At 38.2% G+C, this 16,077-nt stretch carries 14 protein-coding genes; 5 read left to right on the forward strand and 9 right to left on the reverse strand.

Translation table 11 applies throughout. The features are described from left to right. Positions 1–44: 44 nt before the first annotated feature. The 3 genes from KO529_RS12535 to KO529_RS12545 all read right to left on the reverse strand — a co-directional run bounded on the left by KO529_RS12535 (position 45) and on the right by KO529_RS12545 (position 3,517). The gene (locus KO529_RS12535) at positions 45–1,286 is read right to left on the reverse strand and encodes a glycosyltransferase (protein WP_215948221.1); all 1,242 of its coding nucleotides are present in this window, start codon (positions 1,284–1,286) and stop codon (positions 45–47) included. Positions 1,287–1,303: 17 nt separating this feature from the next. Beyond that, on the reverse strand, positions 1,304–2,815 hold the full coding sequence (locus tag KO529_RS12540; RefSeq protein WP_215948222.1) for a DEAD/DEAH box helicase: 1,512 nt from the start codon (positions 2,813–2,815) through the stop codon (positions 1,304–1,306). 192 nt (positions 2,816–3,007) lie between these two features. Then, positions 3,008–3,517, reverse strand: coding sequence for a DUF6155 family protein (locus KO529_RS12545; protein ID WP_215948223.1), 510 nt, complete (start codon positions 3,515–3,517; stop codon positions 3,008–3,010). A 219-nt stretch (positions 3,518–3,736) separates the two neighbouring features. Here KO529_RS12545 and KO529_RS12550 point away from each other — a divergent pair, with 219 nt between their 5' ends. Continuing rightward, positions 3,737–4,600 (forward strand): sigma-70 family RNA polymerase sigma factor, encoded by an 864-nt coding sequence (locus KO529_RS12550; RefSeq protein WP_215948224.1) that lies wholly within the window; start codon positions 3,737–3,739, stop codon positions 4,598–4,600. A gap of 651 nt (positions 4,601–5,251) precedes the next feature. On the opposite strand, the gene KO529_RS12555 is transcribed toward KO529_RS12550, so the two are convergent. Further along, positions 5,252–7,066, reverse strand: coding sequence for a hypothetical protein (locus KO529_RS12555; protein WP_215948225.1), 1,815 nt, complete (start codon positions 7,064–7,066; stop codon positions 5,252–5,254). 29 nt (positions 7,067–7,095) lie between these two features. Next, positions 7,096–8,883 carry a response regulator gene (locus tag KO529_RS12560; RefSeq protein WP_215948226.1) on the reverse strand — a complete coding sequence of 596 codons (1,788 nt, stop codon included), beginning with the start codon at positions 8,881–8,883 and terminating at the stop codon, positions 7,096–7,098. Positions 8,884–9,010: 127 nt separating this feature from the next. Here KO529_RS12560 and KO529_RS12565 point away from each other — a divergent pair, with 127 nt between their 5' ends. Beyond that, positions 9,011–10,300: a dipeptidase gene (locus tag KO529_RS12565; RefSeq protein ID WP_215948227.1), complete on the forward strand. Its 1,290-nt coding sequence runs from the start codon at positions 9,011–9,013 to the stop codon at positions 10,298–10,300. Here the strand turns inward: KO529_RS12565 and KO529_RS12570 are convergent. Further along, the gene (locus KO529_RS12570; RefSeq protein ID WP_215948228.1) at positions 10,297–10,692 is read right to left on the reverse strand and encodes an acyl-CoA thioesterase; all 396 of its coding nucleotides are present in this window, start codon (positions 10,690–10,692) and stop codon (positions 10,297–10,299) included. The genes KO529_RS12565 and KO529_RS12570 overlap by 4 nt on opposite strands. 360 nt (positions 10,693–11,052) lie before the next feature. On the opposite strand from KO529_RS12570, the gene KO529_RS12575 reads away from it, so the two are divergent. Further along, positions 11,053–11,466 (forward strand): glyoxalase, encoded by a 414-nt coding sequence (locus KO529_RS12575; protein WP_072861371.1) that lies wholly within the window; start codon positions 11,053–11,055, stop codon positions 11,464–11,466. Positions 11,467–11,471: 5 nt separating this feature from the next. Here KO529_RS12575 and KO529_RS12580 read toward each other — a convergent pair whose 3' ends face one another. Continuing rightward, positions 11,472–12,161, reverse strand: a complete 690-nt coding sequence (locus KO529_RS12580; protein ID WP_252734389.1) for a DUF2461 domain-containing protein — start codon at positions 12,159–12,161, stop codon at positions 11,472–11,474. Between the two features lie 90 nt (positions 12,162–12,251). On the opposite strand from KO529_RS12580, the gene epsC reads away from it, so the two are divergent. Both epsC and cysM read left to right on the forward strand, forming a co-directional pair. Continuing rightward, positions 12,252–13,046 carry a serine O-acetyltransferase EpsC gene (epsC, locus tag KO529_RS12585; RefSeq protein WP_215948229.1) on the forward strand — a complete coding sequence of 265 codons (795 nt, stop codon included), beginning with the start codon at positions 12,252–12,254 and terminating at the stop codon, positions 13,044–13,046. Beyond that, positions 13,036–13,920, forward strand: coding sequence for a cysteine synthase CysM (gene cysM / locus KO529_RS12590; RefSeq protein ID WP_215948230.1), 885 nt, complete (start codon positions 13,036–13,038; stop codon positions 13,918–13,920). Before epsC ends, cysM begins: the two co-directional genes overlap by 11 nt. Before the next feature lie 21 nt (positions 13,921–13,941). On the opposite strand, the gene corA is transcribed toward cysM, so the two are convergent. After that, the gene (gene corA / locus KO529_RS12595) at positions 13,942–15,036 is read right to left on the reverse strand and encodes a magnesium/cobalt transporter CorA (protein ID WP_215948231.1); all 1,095 of its coding nucleotides are present in this window, start codon (positions 15,034–15,036) and stop codon (positions 13,942–13,944) included. 137 nt (positions 15,037–15,173) lie between these two features. Then, positions 15,174–15,959, reverse strand: a complete 786-nt coding sequence (truA, locus tag KO529_RS12600) for a tRNA pseudouridine(38-40) synthase TruA (protein ID WP_215948232.1) — start codon at positions 15,957–15,959, stop codon at positions 15,174–15,176. Positions 15,960–16,077 lie beyond the last annotated feature (118 nt).

A 16,077-nucleotide genomic window follows, 5' to 3' on the forward strand; every position in this document is an offset into this window, starting at 1 on the left:
AATACTCTTTATTTTGGTAAACTTCGACCAATGTTTTTTTCCAATTATGGATTGCTGTTTTTTTCCTCGATCCATTTGGACATAAATTTGGTGCTGGCCAAGGTATGGTGCAAGAGCATGCTGCCTATAAAATTACAGGATCTGTGCCCTTCTAAATTCTTGGCAAGTAGCTCTATTTTATTCTTTAATCTTTGTTGCAAAACAGCCTTGTTGTAAATACTATTAATAATGGCTGTTCCATTCTGTCTGGCAATGGACCACTCATCTTCATTTTGATAAAGGAGAACGGCGGCCTTTGCAAAAGTCTCCGCATCATTGGCAATAATTCCGTTCCAGGGTAAGTTTTCGCAGATGCCTTCTGCGCCAATTTTCGTCGTAATACTGGGAGTGCCGCATACCATGCCACTGAGCAGTTTGCCTTTTATTCCCGCCCCAAAGTTAATGGGCGCAAGATTCAATCTGGCATGGGATATAACCTCACGCGCATCATTGGCATGTCCCATAATGTGAAACCCTTGTTTTGGACTGTTCAATTGTTTAATGCTTTCTGGCATATAAGCTCCGTAGATAAATAAGTTGGCAAGGGGCAATTCCTTACGGATCAATGGCCAAATCTCTTTTTTAAGGGTCTGCACTGCGTCTATATTGGGTGCATGTTTCCCATTGCCGATACAGACAAAATCCTTTTTCTGTTCAAAATGGAGCCAACTATTCTGTTCTTCCCCATTTATTGCATCATACATCATGGGTAAGTGCAATAGTAAGCTTTTATCTATTTTAATGGTCTTGGTCAGAAGCTCCATTTCATGTAGGGAAATGATCAAACTAAGATCGCATCTGTAAATACTGGCCATTTCCCTTTTTGTCTGGTCCTGGTCCAACCAAAATTGTTCCGTAAAGGGAATGGCTTTTTTGTACGCCAATTGTCTGGCAATCCTAAGCGAGTGTAAATCTTCGGTATCCAAAATACGCAGGGCATTTGGAGTATTTTTCACAACACGCCATCCAAATTGTTCTTCGGTCATAAAACGATCAAAGACTACAATGTCCGGATCTAAATCCTTTAAAAAAGTATCAAAACTGGATTGATTGAGTAAAATGGGTTGTTTACTTACCCCAATGCTCGACAGGTCATAGGAATATTCACTTTCTGCCGCAGTACTCGCAAAGGTTATCTGGTATTCCTGTTCCAAAAAGAAGTGGATCAATTGCAGCATTCTTCCACCAGCAGCCGTTGTATTGGGCTCTGGCCATACATAGCCAATGATCAACATTTTTTTGTCCATTTGCGGGAACATTTGTTCTATAAACGCTTGGCGAATTTCTGGGAAATTTTGGAACGTAGTTTCCGCTCATAATCTTCCTCCAACCATTCCTTGTAGTTTTTGGTATTGTTCATTATACAATAGGAATACTGGCGTACGCGATAAGCGATCTCTTCCTTTAATTTTTTGGCCAGGATACGGGCGTCAAATACATCGTCACTATTTTCTACGCATATGGTGGCATGCTGTTCAATACTGTTCTCCAGTACGGTTTTGGATTTAAGTCCCTGGGCAAAAACTTTTTTGTACTCTGCCTTGATGTCAAATTCGATATTTTTGGACTTGCTGAATAGCGCCTTCAGGTCGGCCGGCATCTCGTACACAAATTCCCGCTCTATTTCTTCATCATTTTTTATGCTTTCCAAAAAGAAATCAGGGAAATGAAAAATTTCCTGCCAATCTATGGGAGCGTTCCAAAGTCCAAATCGGGCTACATTGTTCCCTAGATCTACCACTGTAAACTCACTCTTATTGGGCAATATCCTGGAACCCCTTCCTATCATCTGAAAATAAAGGGTCAAGGATTTGGTAGCCCTATTTAAAATAATGGTTTCCACTGTGGGTTCGTCAAATCCGGTGGTCAATATACTTACAGAGGTGAGTATGGCATCAGGGGTTTTTGAAAACCATTTTAAAATTTCCTTTCGCTCGGAAGCACTGTTCTTATTATCTAAGTGCCGAATGTTGTACCCTGCCTTTTTAAAGGTGTCCAAAACGTATAAAGACGTATTGATACCATTATTGAAAATAAGGGTTTTGGTACCTTTCGCAATCTCTTCATAGGCATTTACCAATTTGGTAAGCATATTCTGGTTGCCATATAACTCATCCGATGATTTTACCGTATAATCTCCGCTTATGCCTAACTTCAAACTTTTAAGGCTTACGTCGTAATTGTACATATTGGCCTTGGCCAAAAAATTCTTTTCAATGAGCGATGATATGGATTCTCCCACGATCAACTTCTGATAGTGGTCCTTCATCGGGAGTTTTATATTAGAGCTCAAGGGCGTTGCGGTAACCCCAAGGATAATGGACTTTTTAAAATATTTGAATAATTTTCTAAAGGAATTATAATGTGCTTCATCAATGATGACAAGTCCAATATCATTGATCTTTACCTTATCATCCTGAAGCCTATTGTTAAGGGTTTCTACCATGGCTACAAAACACATGTATTGGTCCTGGTCCTGTAACTCCTTTACTTCGCTATTGATAATTTTGTTTTTAACGCCAAATCCCTTCAACATTTTGGAGGTTTGGCTGCTCAATTCAATTCTATGGGTAAGAACTACTACCTTTTTATTGGTTTTATGAATATATCTTTTGGCAATTTCCGAGAAAACAACCGTTTTACCTCCGCCTGTAGGTAATTGGTATAAAAGGTTCATATCGTCAGGGGATTCCTCCAAACACTTAAAAATGGTATTCAGGTCTTCCTCTTGATAATCATAAAGGGTCTTTTCTGTACTTTCTTTAGGTAGCTCCAAACGGGAAATGAAATTTTTTAAAATTAAGAAAAATCAAACCTTACAAAATTAAGAGTTTTTTATGCCGGTTTCAAATTTATAAGTTAAAAACATGAAATTGAAATTGTTCATGGGGTGCATTTAAGAGGAGAATTCCCTAGGTCAGGGGATAACAAATACGTTTAAATAAGTGAAAAAGGTGCTCGCATTTGCTTAGTCTATAATATCCAAGGACTTTGAGAAGTCCTCCCTGTTGGGCCAATGGTGATCCTGGGTAAATATATAACAGGCAACAATTCTGTCCTTAAAATCGCCTAATAAGGCATTCACGGAAATAAATTGGACCAGTTCTTTAAAGGAGTTACCCATGCTCTTGTAGAACGCCTCAGGGACATTTTTTTCTAGGGAAAAAGATTGTGCCACTTCCAGATTGTACAACATTAGATCGGCTGTTAAATGCGGGTCTACCCCCAATTTCACAAAGTGCTTTATGTATTTTTGGGCTACGGACCTTCTGGCCTTGGGCCTTTTTCTTTTTAACGGAAAATATTCATTGGAGATCTTTATTTTCGCATCCTGCACCAGTTTATCTTCCTTAGGATTGAAAACAAAATCGTAATATTCCTTTACTACCGGAAATCTGTGATATAGATCAATCAATTGTTCTTCCAGTTCCTTTTTTTTTAATTCCGACAAATATTTTACCAATGCCCTTTTACTCATTCTCCCAATTAATTCGATTTGAACTTAAGGATTGCAATTTCCCATTTAAAAATCAAAAAATAGCACAAGAAGGTAAATTAGTATTTTAATAATTGGATTGGACAATGAATATCATAAACTTCTCATAAATTATGTATAAGTAATGCAGCTTCCTTTGGAAAAGACACAAAAAAAGGGTATAATGAGAGATTAACACTTCAAAATCCAAATAAAAAATATATGAGGCAACTAAAGATTATCAAGCAGGTTACGAATAGGGAATCAAAGTCACTAGACAAATATCTGCAGGATATCAGTAAAATAGAGTTGATCACCGCTAATGAAGAGGTTGAATTGGCTCAGAAAATTAGGGATGGGGATCAAATTGCCTTGGAAAAACTTACAACTGCAAATTTAAGATTCGTTGTTTCTGTCGCCAAACAATATCAAAATCAAGGTTTGAAACTCCCTGATTTAATCAATGAGGGAAATGTAGGGTTGGTAAAAGCAGCCAAGCGCTTTGATGAAACAAGGGGATTTAAATTTATATCGTATGCCGTTTGGTGGATACGTCAGGCTATTTTACAGGCACTGGCGGAACAGTCCAGGGTTGTGCGCTTACCGCTGAACAAGATCGGTTCCATAAATAAAATTAAAAAAACCTTTTCATATTTAGAGCAGGCCCATCAGCGGCCACCATCCCCAGAGGAGATAGCCAAAGAATTGGAAATGTCCGTTAGTGAGGTTAAGCAATCCTTAAAAAATTCCGGAAGACACGTTTCCATGGATGCCCCCTTGAAGGAAGGGGAAAACTCCAATCTTTACGATGTACTTCGTTCAGGTGAATCTCCAAGACCGGATATGTTTCTTTTACAGCAGTCTTTGAATACAGAGATCAATAGGGCTTTGGATACACTTTCCCAAAGGGAGGCAGATGTTGTTAAATTATATTACGGCATAGGCGATCAGCAATCCATGACCTTGGCGGAGATAGGACTTACTTTTGACCTTACAAGGGAACGGGTTAGGCAGATAAGGGAAAAAGCTATTAGAAAGCTTCGCCACAACTCCAGGAGTAAATTACTCAAAACCTATTTGGGATAATTGACCCAAAACAAAGAGGCCGAATAAATAGTATTTATTCGGCCTCTTTGTTTCTAAAGTTATGGGTTTAAGAATAACTTAATTTACTAATATTGAAATCGATTAGAATTTCATTTAAATCTTCAATGAAGTTTAAATAAGCTGCGTTGTCTGGATTTTGTTTTGCCATCTTAATAGGGGTTTTTAGGTTCTGAATTGTGGGCCGAACTACATGTAGTCCAACTCAGCCAATTCGTTTAAACTCAAAATTTCATTTAAATCTTGTAGGAATGCTAGGTATTCCTCTCCGTAGGTGTCGTATAACATAGTAAGACTTGGTTTAGGTTATTATTGTTTGGGTCAATAATTATATGGTAAACATATTTATTATCTCTTTTCTCACCAATAAAATGTTGTGTAAAAGTGTTTTTTAGTTGTAAAATGTAGAGTTCATAAAGTTTAATCTTTTTATTGGCACATAATCTGATTGTTCCAATTGTTCAATTTGCTATGGGTTTATTAATGAGACCCGGATTTAAAAAGCCACGGACCAATTGGATTACGATAGTAGAACGAATCCCGCTTATTTGGCGGGGTTTCTGGTTTAATACGCCTAAGCTTGTGGCGGTTTCTTAAAGGGTGCCTAGAGCTTTCCCTAGGGTTTAATACCTTTTATTTCTTAAAAATTTTATTGGTGAGGTCCTTTAATTGGTCTAGGAATTTCATTTCCTCCAATTCCTCCAAACTTTCTTCCTTTTTTTGGTTGCCATTGTGGTAGAACGTAATATTCTCTGAGGTTGTAATATCAAAATCGATGTTGAACAGGTCAGTGTGACCAGTGGGTTCCTCCTCGTTATCCAGAGGTGTAGCGCAATGATCCAAGGATGTTGTCTTGTCGTTTTCCAGGGTTTCCCTCTTGGATGATGCCGTAGATATAAAGCCGGATTTTCCTAGTTCAAAAGTGATCGAAGGGTCTAAATGCAACTTTTGGGGTTTACTGATTTCCTTCTTTAAATCCAAGTTGTGTCCTGAAAGGATTTCTATGCTGCTAGTTGGAATGGCCGGTATTTTCGCTTCCATATAAAGTGAAACCAATTTTGCCTTTTCCCTTATAGCTTTATCCGAATGATTGTGAAGGGTTTCCAAAAAATATAGATCACTTAGGTCCCCTATTTGCTGCATCTCTTCCAATAATAGCAGTTGCGATTCCTTACCCAAAGAGTTGAATAAATGGTTGAACACATAATGTTCCCCAAAATCTACCAGATTGTTGTCGTTCACCTCCTCCTCATCGATATCCAAGGGATACTCTGAAAGGAACCTGAAAATTATTTCTTTAATGAGATTGCCAATAGATTCATTTTCTTCTTCATCCAACATTTCATTTAATAGGGGAACCTCTCGTATATCTCCCATTTCTGCTATGGAATGTAGTAATTTAACTTTTTTAAATTCCCAATCTGTGTAAAATTTGGCCGCAGGAAGGTACATTTCTCCTAGATCCAATATATTATCATCTTCCTCTGTGGTCGCTACCTTGTTTTGTCCCTCTACATGCGACTTTAATATATCACTGATCTGTTTTTTAAAGTGCGGATCCAAGACCACCTCATATTCCACTTCAAGATCATTGATGTTTGTAATTGGTTCCTCTTCCTCTTCTTCAATTTCCATTATCAAGGGCAAGAAATCTATGTTTAAAAAAGAAGCCTCCTTCCTATGTGGTTTGTTTGGGGGGAGAATTATATTTTCCCCATAAATTTCCTCGTATATTGCCTCATAAGGGTTTCTTTCAAAACTTTCCTTGCCGAGGCATTCCGTTAAGAATTCCAAGTCGTTACTAATCATAAGCACTTCCTCTACTTCCGAACTGCTACCGTCATTTATATCCTCATTATTAATTACCAAGGGAACGAAGCTAAGATCTAGCTCCTCCCCTTTTAATAAATCGGTTTTTGAATCCAACTTATTGGTATTGCTCTTCAATGGTTGATTCATTTTGGGTGCTTCCATTATTCTTTCTGTATCTTGTAAGTTGTCTACATTGCCAGTTTTATAATTCTGTGCCGTAATATTCCCTTTGGTACCGCTGTCCAAATTTTCCAAGTTTTCAAAGGCATTTATTTGAAGTCCGAATTCTTTGGAAAGTCTAAGGATTATCTGTTTTGCCCCGTCATCCAGATCGTTGTTCATCTCTATCAATATTTTGGACATGATGCGTTTATTTCTCGACTGCCTTAGAAGCTTCCATAATTCCACTTTTAGGTCTATGAGCTCTCTTTCTGCCATTTTTAACTTTCCTTGGTCATAAAGTAAAAGCTCACATATTATTCCACGTAGATGTTTCTTTTTTTCTTCCTTATTGTTCCACTTTAACAGTGTGTTGTTTCTTAAAAAGAATAGGATGGTCAAATATCCTATAGTTATAAGCAGGAACAAGGCCGTTAAATCCCATATAAGGTTGGTATGTATGTTGGGTATATTCACTTATTCAAACTTTCCATTAAACTCTACGCTTACTTCCCCCTTCTTTTTAAGAGCATCAGTTCCCTATCAATGGCTTTCTCTACCATGGGATATGCCAATAGTAATTGATCATATAACCGTCCAATTTCCGGGAGATTTCTATGGGTCCTGCAGCCTACCGTAATTTTATCCACAAGGGAATAAAGGTGATCCGCCTTCATCATGGAAAGTCCCGATTTTACCTTATGGGCAGCAAACCCCAAACGATTGAAATTGCCTTCTGGGATATAGACATTGGCCCTACCGATGAAGTCCAGCATATTTTGTTTAAATAAGCCGATTAGCTCTTCCAATAGGTCTACTTCACCCATACACTCTTCCAGTATATCTGCTAAGCTAACCTCCCACACTTCCTTATTTACTGAAAGTTGGGCAAGGTCTTCACTAGGTGCCAATAGAGGCTTGGACCCTATGTCCTTTTTGTATTTATATAAAGTGGTCAGTAATTCATCAGGGCTATAAGGTTTTAGGATATAATCATCTATTCCCAGTGCATTACATTTAATTTTATCATTAATGGTAAAATCGCCCGTTAAGGCAATGATGGGTATGCTCTTAACGTGATTATTGCTGGATTCCCGAATTATTTGGGTAATTTGAAAACCATTCATTACCGGCATTCTAAGGTCCATTAAAACCAAGTCTACCCTATTCTTTAACAAATAATCCATTCCAGTTAGGCCATTATCGGTTACATACACCGTACATCCCCAATTTTTTAAGCGCTGTTCAATTATTTTTTGAATGAGAATATTGTCCTCAAAAACAAGTACATTTAGACCTTCTATAATTTTGTCTGTTGTATCTAAATGGTTGGAATCCAACTGGTGGCCGGATGCTTTGATCTGTTTGCCTTTTTTATAGGGGATGGTGAACTTATAAGCACATCCGTCGTCTAAGGTGGCCATCGTTGCCAAGGACCCGTTTAGAATTTCCAATATTCCCTTGACCATGGCAAAACCAATTCCCAAATCATTTGTGTTGGGTTCCATATTTTCAGTGGGTACATTAGGCCTTAAGTCGTTCTTTAATGCTCCGGTACGCAAATCCCTAATTTCAAAATCGAGCACAAAGTAATTACTGTGCTGCCTTCGTAGTTTAATTTTGAGAAGGATACTTCCTTCATCTATAAGTTTTATCGAATTGCCCAATAGGGTAAGTAGAATTTGGGACAACTTTGATGGATCTCCTAGAAGAACCTCGGGTATTTCCGTATCCAGATCTACTTCCAGGGTAACATCCTTGTTGATTATTAGGGTATTGCATAGATACATGGTATCCCTAATAATACTGTAGAAATTAAAATCGATGCTTTCAAACTTTTCCCTTCCTGAAGTAAGCTTGGTATATTCCAACAGCTCATTAATTATATCCAAAAGGTTATTGGAGGTAGCAGTTATGGAATTAAGTTGCACTAGTTGTTCCGCACTTATGTTGCCTTCTTTTAGCAGATCTACAGACGCTATTATTCCGTTAATTGGGGTTCTAATCTCATCACCTACCTTTGCAAGAAGCCTACCTTCTTCCCGGTTCGGTTTGTTTTTTAACGGATTTGCCAATTCTTTATTCCCAATGCCCGATTCAAAATCCTTGTTGACTACATTGGAGTTGGAAACTTTTGGCTTTGGCCCCAATACTTTTTCCTCCAGACGATATTTAAAGGTCATAAAGGATTTTTTTAATAAAGAAGCTTCCTCCGAGGTTAATTCCTCAAATGAAAAATGATTTAGTTGACCTTCAAGATTTGTCAGATGGGATAGTAGGTTGTTGGTTTTCAATTTTTAATAGTTTGGGTTCTGAAAGTCTAAAACTCCCCTTTTAAAGTGCGGTTTACAATTAAATGTTATCTACGCTTCATTTTATGTTGTCAAATGCCGTTATTTGTATGTATCAAAACCTATAAGCATGAAGCAGTTTGTCGGATTTATGTGCCTTTTAGCGATTATGGCCTGTAAGGAAAAACAAGAAAAATTGGCCGAGTCGGTCGAAGAAAAAGCGGCACGTATACACAAGGACGTTATTACTATAGATACCCATGTAGATATTAATGTGGCCAATTTTACCGATACTATAAATTATACCCAGAAATTGGACAATCAGGTAAATCTCCCAAAACTTAAAAGTGGGGATTTGGATGTTCCTTGGTTAATAGTCTATACCGGTCAGGGCGACTTAACGGAAGAAGGGTATGCGAAAGCCAAGGACAATGCCATGGCAAAGTTTAATGCCATTCACAGATTATGCGAGGAAATAGCCCCGGAAGAGATAGATCTGGCCTATACCTCCAAGGATGTCCACCGAATTGCAGGTTCGGGTAAAAAAGTGGCCATGATAGGGGTTGAAAATGCCTATCCAATTGGAGAAGACATTTCTGAATTTGAGAACTATTATAATTTAGGGGCGAGATATATTTCCCTCTCCCACAACGGGCATAGCCAGTTTTGTGATTCCAATACTGGTGAGGCCGATGGAGTGTGGTTGCATAACGGGTTGAGCGACCTTGGTAAAATGGCTGTAAAGGAAATGAATAGGCTGGGGATAATGATAGATGTATCCCATGTATCCAAAGAATCCATGAAGCAAATGATAGCCTTGTCCAAAGCTCCAATTATTGCTTCCCATTCCTCTGCACGGGCACTGTGCGACCATAGCCGGAATTTGGATGACGAACAATTGTTGCTTATGAAGGAAAATGGAGGCGTGGTGCAAACGGTAGCCTTTAGTTCTTATTTGAATACCAAAAAGCATGAGGCCCATGCAGCCTTCTTGAAAGGATTCTATGAAGAGGTTGCCGATTCTTTGGGGATAGATTGGTATTCCTTTGACGAGCTTGCCGATCTTTCAGAAGCAAAGAAAAATACTTTTATAGAGAATTATTCCAAAGTAGTGGCTTTGGCCAAGGCCAAGGTTGGCAATAGGACAGATCGGCCACAGGCTGTGGATGTAGCCGATTTTGTTGACCACATTGATTATATGGTAAATTTAATTGGAATAGACCATGTGGGAATCAGTTCTGATTTTGATGGAGGTGGAGGCATTGCCGGGTGGACAGATGCCTCCGAAACCCCTAATGTAACCTTGGAGCTGGTCAAAAGAGGTTATTCCGAAGCGGAAATTGCTCAACTTTGGGGGGGCAATTTACTAAGGGTACTGGATAAGGTACAGGAAGTGGCGAAAACTTATGCCGTAAACTAAACTTCCGAAGCCAGACGGTCCCTTACAAATTCAATTTTGGTTTTTCCATGTGGTTTGGGTTTTCCATCCGCACCTAGATTTACCATGATAATATTGTCTACCGTCACAATGGTTTCCCTGGTCATTTTGTTCCTAACCTCACAGTTCAGCGTCAAGGAGGTCTTTCCAAATTTTACCACGCCTATACCTATTTCAACAATATCACCTTTTAATGCGGTGCTCATAAAGTTTATTTCGGACATATACTTGGTAACTACCCTTTTGTTTTCCAATTGTATAATACTATATAGTGCGGCTTCCTCGTCTATCCAGGCAAGTAACTTGCCGCCAAATAGAGTGCCATTGGCGTTTAAATCTTCTGGTTTCACCCATTTTCTTGTATGAAATCTCATAGTATCTAAAATTTTACTGCAAAATTAGTAAAGAAATCTGCCCTATAATACTCTTCACTTGGAAATGTCAACCGATTTAGGTAAATCTAAATTACAGCTTAATTTTTTGTTCAATTTGGGAATTAATAGGGGTAATAATAATTAGATTCCCATAATCAATAAGTAGTAAATAAGTAAGATTATTCTTTAATTAATTGTGGTTTATGGTGTAGTAGTAAAAGTTGAATTTTTTGTTCCCCCACAAAGTCAAGGTATTGTTCCAAGTAAAAAATAACAATGTTCATAACCTCGTTAAAAACTATATAGAATTGCCGAATTAAGAAAAAACCTTATACCTACCTTTATAAAAACACCAATGATATGAGCGATAGGTCCCATAGTCTTTTGGAAATTCGTCCTATAATCCCTTCGGCTAAAGTAACGGAAATTATGAGCAGTGATGAGAGGTTTCAAAACCAAACCTTACGTCCTGTAATTAAAATGCAAAACTCCTTATTACTTTTGGTCTTTCAGAATTACATCACTAAACATAAAAATAGTTTTTATGAACTAGGGATGAACAAGCGTCTGATTTTTATAGAAAATGCGATCCAAAAGGACATTAAGTTTAGAAATTCATTAAAAGGAATTATCATAGGCCAATTTACCACGGAGGAGTATGAATTATACATACTTAATTCGTCGTCTTTAAACAAACGCATGATGCAAATGGTCATTGAACGCATTAAAGATCAGGTTCAATTTTTTGAAAAAGCCTCACTTCAGGCAGTATAGAATTCTTAATCCAAAAGTGATTCCCCATTAAGGTTAGTGGTGAGTATGTCGCTCATAAGATCAAAATAAGGTCGTATTGCTTGGAAAGCAAGGTCTGCATTCGTAATAAAATCGGGCGATAAAACCTCCTTGTCGGAAAAATTCTTAACAAAAATGAATTGTTTTCTTTTTATCAAATCAATGTTGGGGTGATCTTTATTGAAGCCGGAGGGAGCAGTTTTTAATTCATCACCCTGCATTCCGCCCCAAACTTCCTTGAAGCTATTTTTGTTGATTATGGCACGTATTTCCGATGCATCGGTTTCAAATTCCTTCCTAATTCTAAAGAGGTCTTCTTTGTTGGGTTCCCAAAATCCAGCGGCAACAAAGGATTCATTTGGCTTTAACCGTAAATAGTATCCGCCTCTCAACCGCTGCCCAGACCGGGAAAAAGATCCCGCAAAATGGGTCTTATAGGGGGTTTTGTCTTTTGAGAAACGTACATCCCTATAGATGCGAAACATTTTTAATTTTTCAATATCATCATGAGTTTTCAATTTGTCCATTAATGCGGAATAAAAACTCTTGACCTCTGTTTCCAGTGCCTTGAATTCAGTTTTGTGCTCCGTGAACCATTCCCTAGAGTTGTTTTTTTTTAGGTTTTCCAAAAATTGAAATACATCTTTCGTAATCAGCTGCTGTTGTATACGACTCATAACACATTATCTTTGTGCTAAAGTTAACCAAATTAGCATAAGCTGATTTTGAAATAATGGTTAATTTTGAATGTATAATTAAAAGTGCAAATGGATAAAGCATCTATAATAAAGAATATTAAGGAACATAAAAATCAGCCTAACCTTAGGTTCGAACTTAAGGAAAGAACTGAATTATTTACCAATCGTCTGTTTTATACCTTGTTCGATATAGATACTCCGGTGGATGAAAATCTGGATCTCTTGGAAAAGGAATTTGATGCATTGGTAAATTTGGCGTGTTGGCAGGTGGATAAACCTTGCCAAAGGGTTTGGGCGAATTTCGTGGTACGCTTGCCTAAGATTCTGGAAAAATTGAATTTGGATGCCGAGGCCATTGTAAATTGCGATCCAGCCTCCCTTTCTATAGAAGAGGTATACATGGCCTATCCAGGTTTTTATGCCATTGCTATTTACAGGCTTGCCCATGAACTTTATATCGACGGCTTTCCTTTGGTTCCCAGATTAATGACGGAATATGCGCATAGGCAGACCGGTGTAGATATTAACCCAGGGGCGCAAATTGGAAAATCTTTTTTCATAGATCATGCAACAGGTGTAGTCATAGGGGAAACAGCGATAATTAAAAACAATGTAAAAATCTATCAAGGGGTAACTTTGGGAGCTTTGTATGTTGCCAAAAAATTACAAAAAACAAAGCGTCATCCCACCATTGAAGACAATGTTACCATATATGCCAATGCCACTATCCTTGGAGGGGATACTGTAATCGGGGAAAATTCCATAATTGGAGGAAATGCATGGATAACAGAATCTGTGCCTGCCAATTCCACTGTTTACCATTCTCCAATAATCAAAATAAAAACCCTACCGCATGTCTCATAGTATTTTGGATATTATAGGGAATACTCCCTTGGTAATATCAAAAGTAATCAACACCAATCCCAAGGTTAAACTTTTTTTTAAACTGGAGGGCAACAATCCTGGAGGAAGCGTAAAGGATCGTGCCGCCCTTAATATGATAAAAGGAGGTTTGGAAAGGGGCGATTTTGATGTAAACTCCAAATTGATAGAAGCTACTAGTGGAAATACCGGTATTGCTCTGGCCATGATAGCCGGAATTTATGGATTGGACATAGAATTGGTAATGCCCGAAAATTCCACAAAGGAAAGAGTACAGACCATGAAGGCCTATGGGGCCAAGGTAACCCTTACCCCTGCCGATGTAGGTATTGAAGGAGCTAGGGACTATGCCGAACTAAAGGTAAAGGAAGAGGGGTACATCATGATCAACCAATTTTCCAATGATGATAATTGGAAGGCACATTATATAAGTACCGGTCCGGAGATATGGAGGGATACACAGGGGGGAATTACCCATTTTGTTTCTTCTATGGGGACCACCGGAACTATAATGGGGACATCTACCTTTTTGAAGGAAACGAATTCCAAGATTCAAATTGTTGGGGTGCAACCTGCCGATGAGGCCAAAATTCCCGGTATTCGCAAATGGCCCCAAGAATACCTCCCTAAAATTTTTAATCCCAAGAAAGTGGACACCGTTATGGAGGTTACCGAGCAGGAAGCTAGGGATATGGCCAAGCGATTGGCGAAAGAAGAAGGTATTTTTGCGGGTATGAGCAGTGGTGGCGCTGCCGCTGCCGCAGTGAAATTGGCCGAAAGTTTGGAAGAGGGTGTTATTGTTTCTATTGTATGCGATCGTGGGGACCGTTATCTTTCCTCGGATCTTTTCGATTAATTGTATCCATTTATTTCGAAACTACAGCCACCCCTTCTTTTTAAAATAAAATAGAAGGCCGATAAAGATTGCTATCATTAGCCCCCAAACATAGAAGTATCCATTATGATGTTTCAATTCCGGGATATATTCGAAATTCATTCCATATACCCCAACAATAAAGGTCAGGGGGATGAAAATAGTGGCCATAATGGTCAGTACCTTCATCACCTCGTTCATTTTATTGCTAATATTACTCATATACATTTCCATGAGGCTCATGGACATTTCCCGTAATATATTTAGGCTATCATTAATTTCTGTGCAATGATCCATGGTGTCTCTGAGAAAAACCTTGGTATCATCGCTAATTAGGATATGTTCTGAATCAATTAGTTTACTAATAAGCTCTTTTACGGGATAAATAAACCTTCTAATTTTAAGTATTTCCTTTTTTAAGTCTTGGATGGCGTGGGCCGTTTTGGGTCTAGGGTTATCGTATACTTCCTCTTCCAAAAGGTCTATTTTTTGATTAACGTTCTCCAGCACCACAAAATAATTATCAATAATGGCGTCCAAAAGTGCAAAAAATAAGTAATCGGCCTTTTTGGTTCTTATTCGTCCAGTTTTGGTCCTGGCCCTTTCCCTAACGCTCTTAAAAACGTCATCCGGCATTTCCTGTAAAACAAGAACCGTATTTTCCATTAAAACAATGGCCACATGTTCGGTCACCAATTCATTGTTCTGATCTAAATAGAGCATTTTAAATGTTCCAAAAATATAGTTGTCGTATTCGTCAATCTTTGGGCGTTGATGTGTGTTTACGGCATCTTCTGTGGATAATGGGTTGAGAGAGAAGGCATTTCCCAAATTTTCAATGAACTTCTCGTCGCTAATGCCAATAATATTTATCCACGAGATGGATGAAGATGTTTTGTGGGCAATAATTTTATTGAAATTGGATGGAGCATAGACATCAATGGTAGATTCTTTAATGTCCTGCTGACTGTATTCCATGATGTTGACAACGCTCTTGGCCCCTTCTCTACTTCCTAAATAGGTAACTGTCCCAGGAGACTTACCGGTCTTAATGTGTCTTATGGAAGCTTTTTTGTGAGTTGGTTTGTTTTTGGACATAGGTTGGAATCTTATTTTAAGATACTAGTTGCTATTTGTTCTAGCCACTAATTTATGAAATCCAGTCTTCGAAATGCCGACTTGTCATGATTTTAAAAAATAATTAGACAATTTCGCTACAGTTTATTTAGAAGCAGCTATTTAAACTTTAGGCTGTTAAGCAATAAACCTGAACCAGGGGCAACATAGGTAAACACAGTATTGTTTTCCTTTTTCAAGGATTCTTTAATGTCCATTACTGTAAGTTCTCCCTTGCCCACTTGAATCAAAGCCCCCATTATCATTCTAATCTGATATCTCATAAAGCCTTCCCCGGTAATATGGAGGGCGTAACTCACTTCCGGAAAAAAATTGGCCGTCAATATTTCGTTTTTTTTTATTTCACATGATTCTATAGTCCTAAGCACTTTTGTGTTGGGCTGAAGTCGGGCCGTATAGGATGAAAAATCATGGGTGCCAATAAAAAGTCGGGCACAATCAGACATTAGATCCACATTGAGTTCGTCTATGATATTTGCCAAAAAGGGCGCGCAAAAGGGGTGGTTTTTTTGTCCAAAGGAAAAAAGATATACATATTCCTTTAGTTTACTTTCTTGGATGATATTGAAATTTTCATTGATCTGGTCTATACTGATAACCCGAATATCCGGTGGTAGGTTTGCATTAAAATCATACATGAATTCCTGAAGGTCTTCTAGGGGTTCCTTATCCAAAAATAGTTCAAAGGCCGTGTTTAAGGCAGATACTTTGGCATCTGTACGTCCGGCTCCCAGGATCTTGAATTTGGAATTGGGCAAAACAAATTTTAAGGTCTTTACCAACATACCCTCCACCGTTTTTTGATTCGGCTGCTTTTGCCAACCGCTATAGCGAAAGCCTAGGAATTGAACATGTATTAAATAGTAAAAACGGGGTGTTTGCATTTGGTGTATATGTTGCTCGGCTACATACGAACATAACCTTGGCAAAGATAGGAAAGGAAGGTCGGATTTATGTTTGCTCCTTAAACGTATTTTAAAATATATTGGTCATGAGTTCGTC

Origin of the sequence: Arenibacter algicola, from assembly GCF_018860365.1 — a bacterium.
GTDB classification, from domain to species: domain Bacteria; phylum Bacteroidota; class Bacteroidia; order Flavobacteriales; family Flavobacteriaceae; genus Arenibacter; species Arenibacter algicola_B.

What these genes read in the sequence shown, in the direction of transcription:
- KO529_RS12535 (WP_215948221.1), bottom strand. Translation starts at nt 1,286, where the DNA reads ATGGACAAAAAAATGTTGATCATTGGCTATGTATGGCCAGAGCCCAAT.
- KO529_RS12545 (WP_215948223.1), bottom strand. Translation starts at nt 3,517, where the DNA reads ATGAGTAAAAGGGCATTGGTAAAATATTTGTCGGAATTAAAAAAAAAG.
- KO529_RS12550 (WP_215948224.1), top strand. Translation starts at nt 3,737, where the DNA reads ATGAGGCAACTAAAGATTATCAAGCAGGTTACGAATAGGGAATCAAAG.
- KO529_RS12565 (WP_215948227.1), top strand. Translation starts at nt 9,011, where the DNA reads ATGAAGCAGTTTGTCGGATTTATGTGCCTTTTAGCGATTATGGCCTGT.
- KO529_RS12570 (WP_215948228.1), bottom strand. Translation starts at nt 10,692, where the DNA reads ATGAGATTTCATACAAGAAAATGGGTGAAACCAGAAGATTTAAACGCC.
- KO529_RS12575 (WP_072861371.1), top strand. Translation starts at nt 11,053, where the DNA reads ATGAGCGATAGGTCCCATAGTCTTTTGGAAATTCGTCCTATAATCCCT.
- KO529_RS12580 (WP_252734389.1), bottom strand. Translation starts at nt 12,161, where the DNA reads ATGAGTCGTATACAACAGCAGCTGATTACGAAAGATGTATTTCAATTT.
- epsC (WP_215948229.1), top strand. Translation starts at nt 12,252, where the DNA reads ATGGATAAAGCATCTATAATAAAGAATATTAAGGAACATAAAAATCAG.
- cysM (WP_215948230.1), top strand. Translation starts at nt 13,036, where the DNA reads ATGTCTCATAGTATTTTGGATATTATAGGGAATACTCCCTTGGTAATA.
- corA (WP_215948231.1), bottom strand. Translation starts at nt 15,036, where the DNA reads ATGTCCAAAAACAAACCAACTCACAAAAAAGCTTCCATAAGACACATT.
- truA (WP_215948232.1), bottom strand. Translation starts at nt 15,959, where the DNA reads ATGCAAACACCCCGTTTTTACTATTTAATACATGTTCAATTCCTAGGC.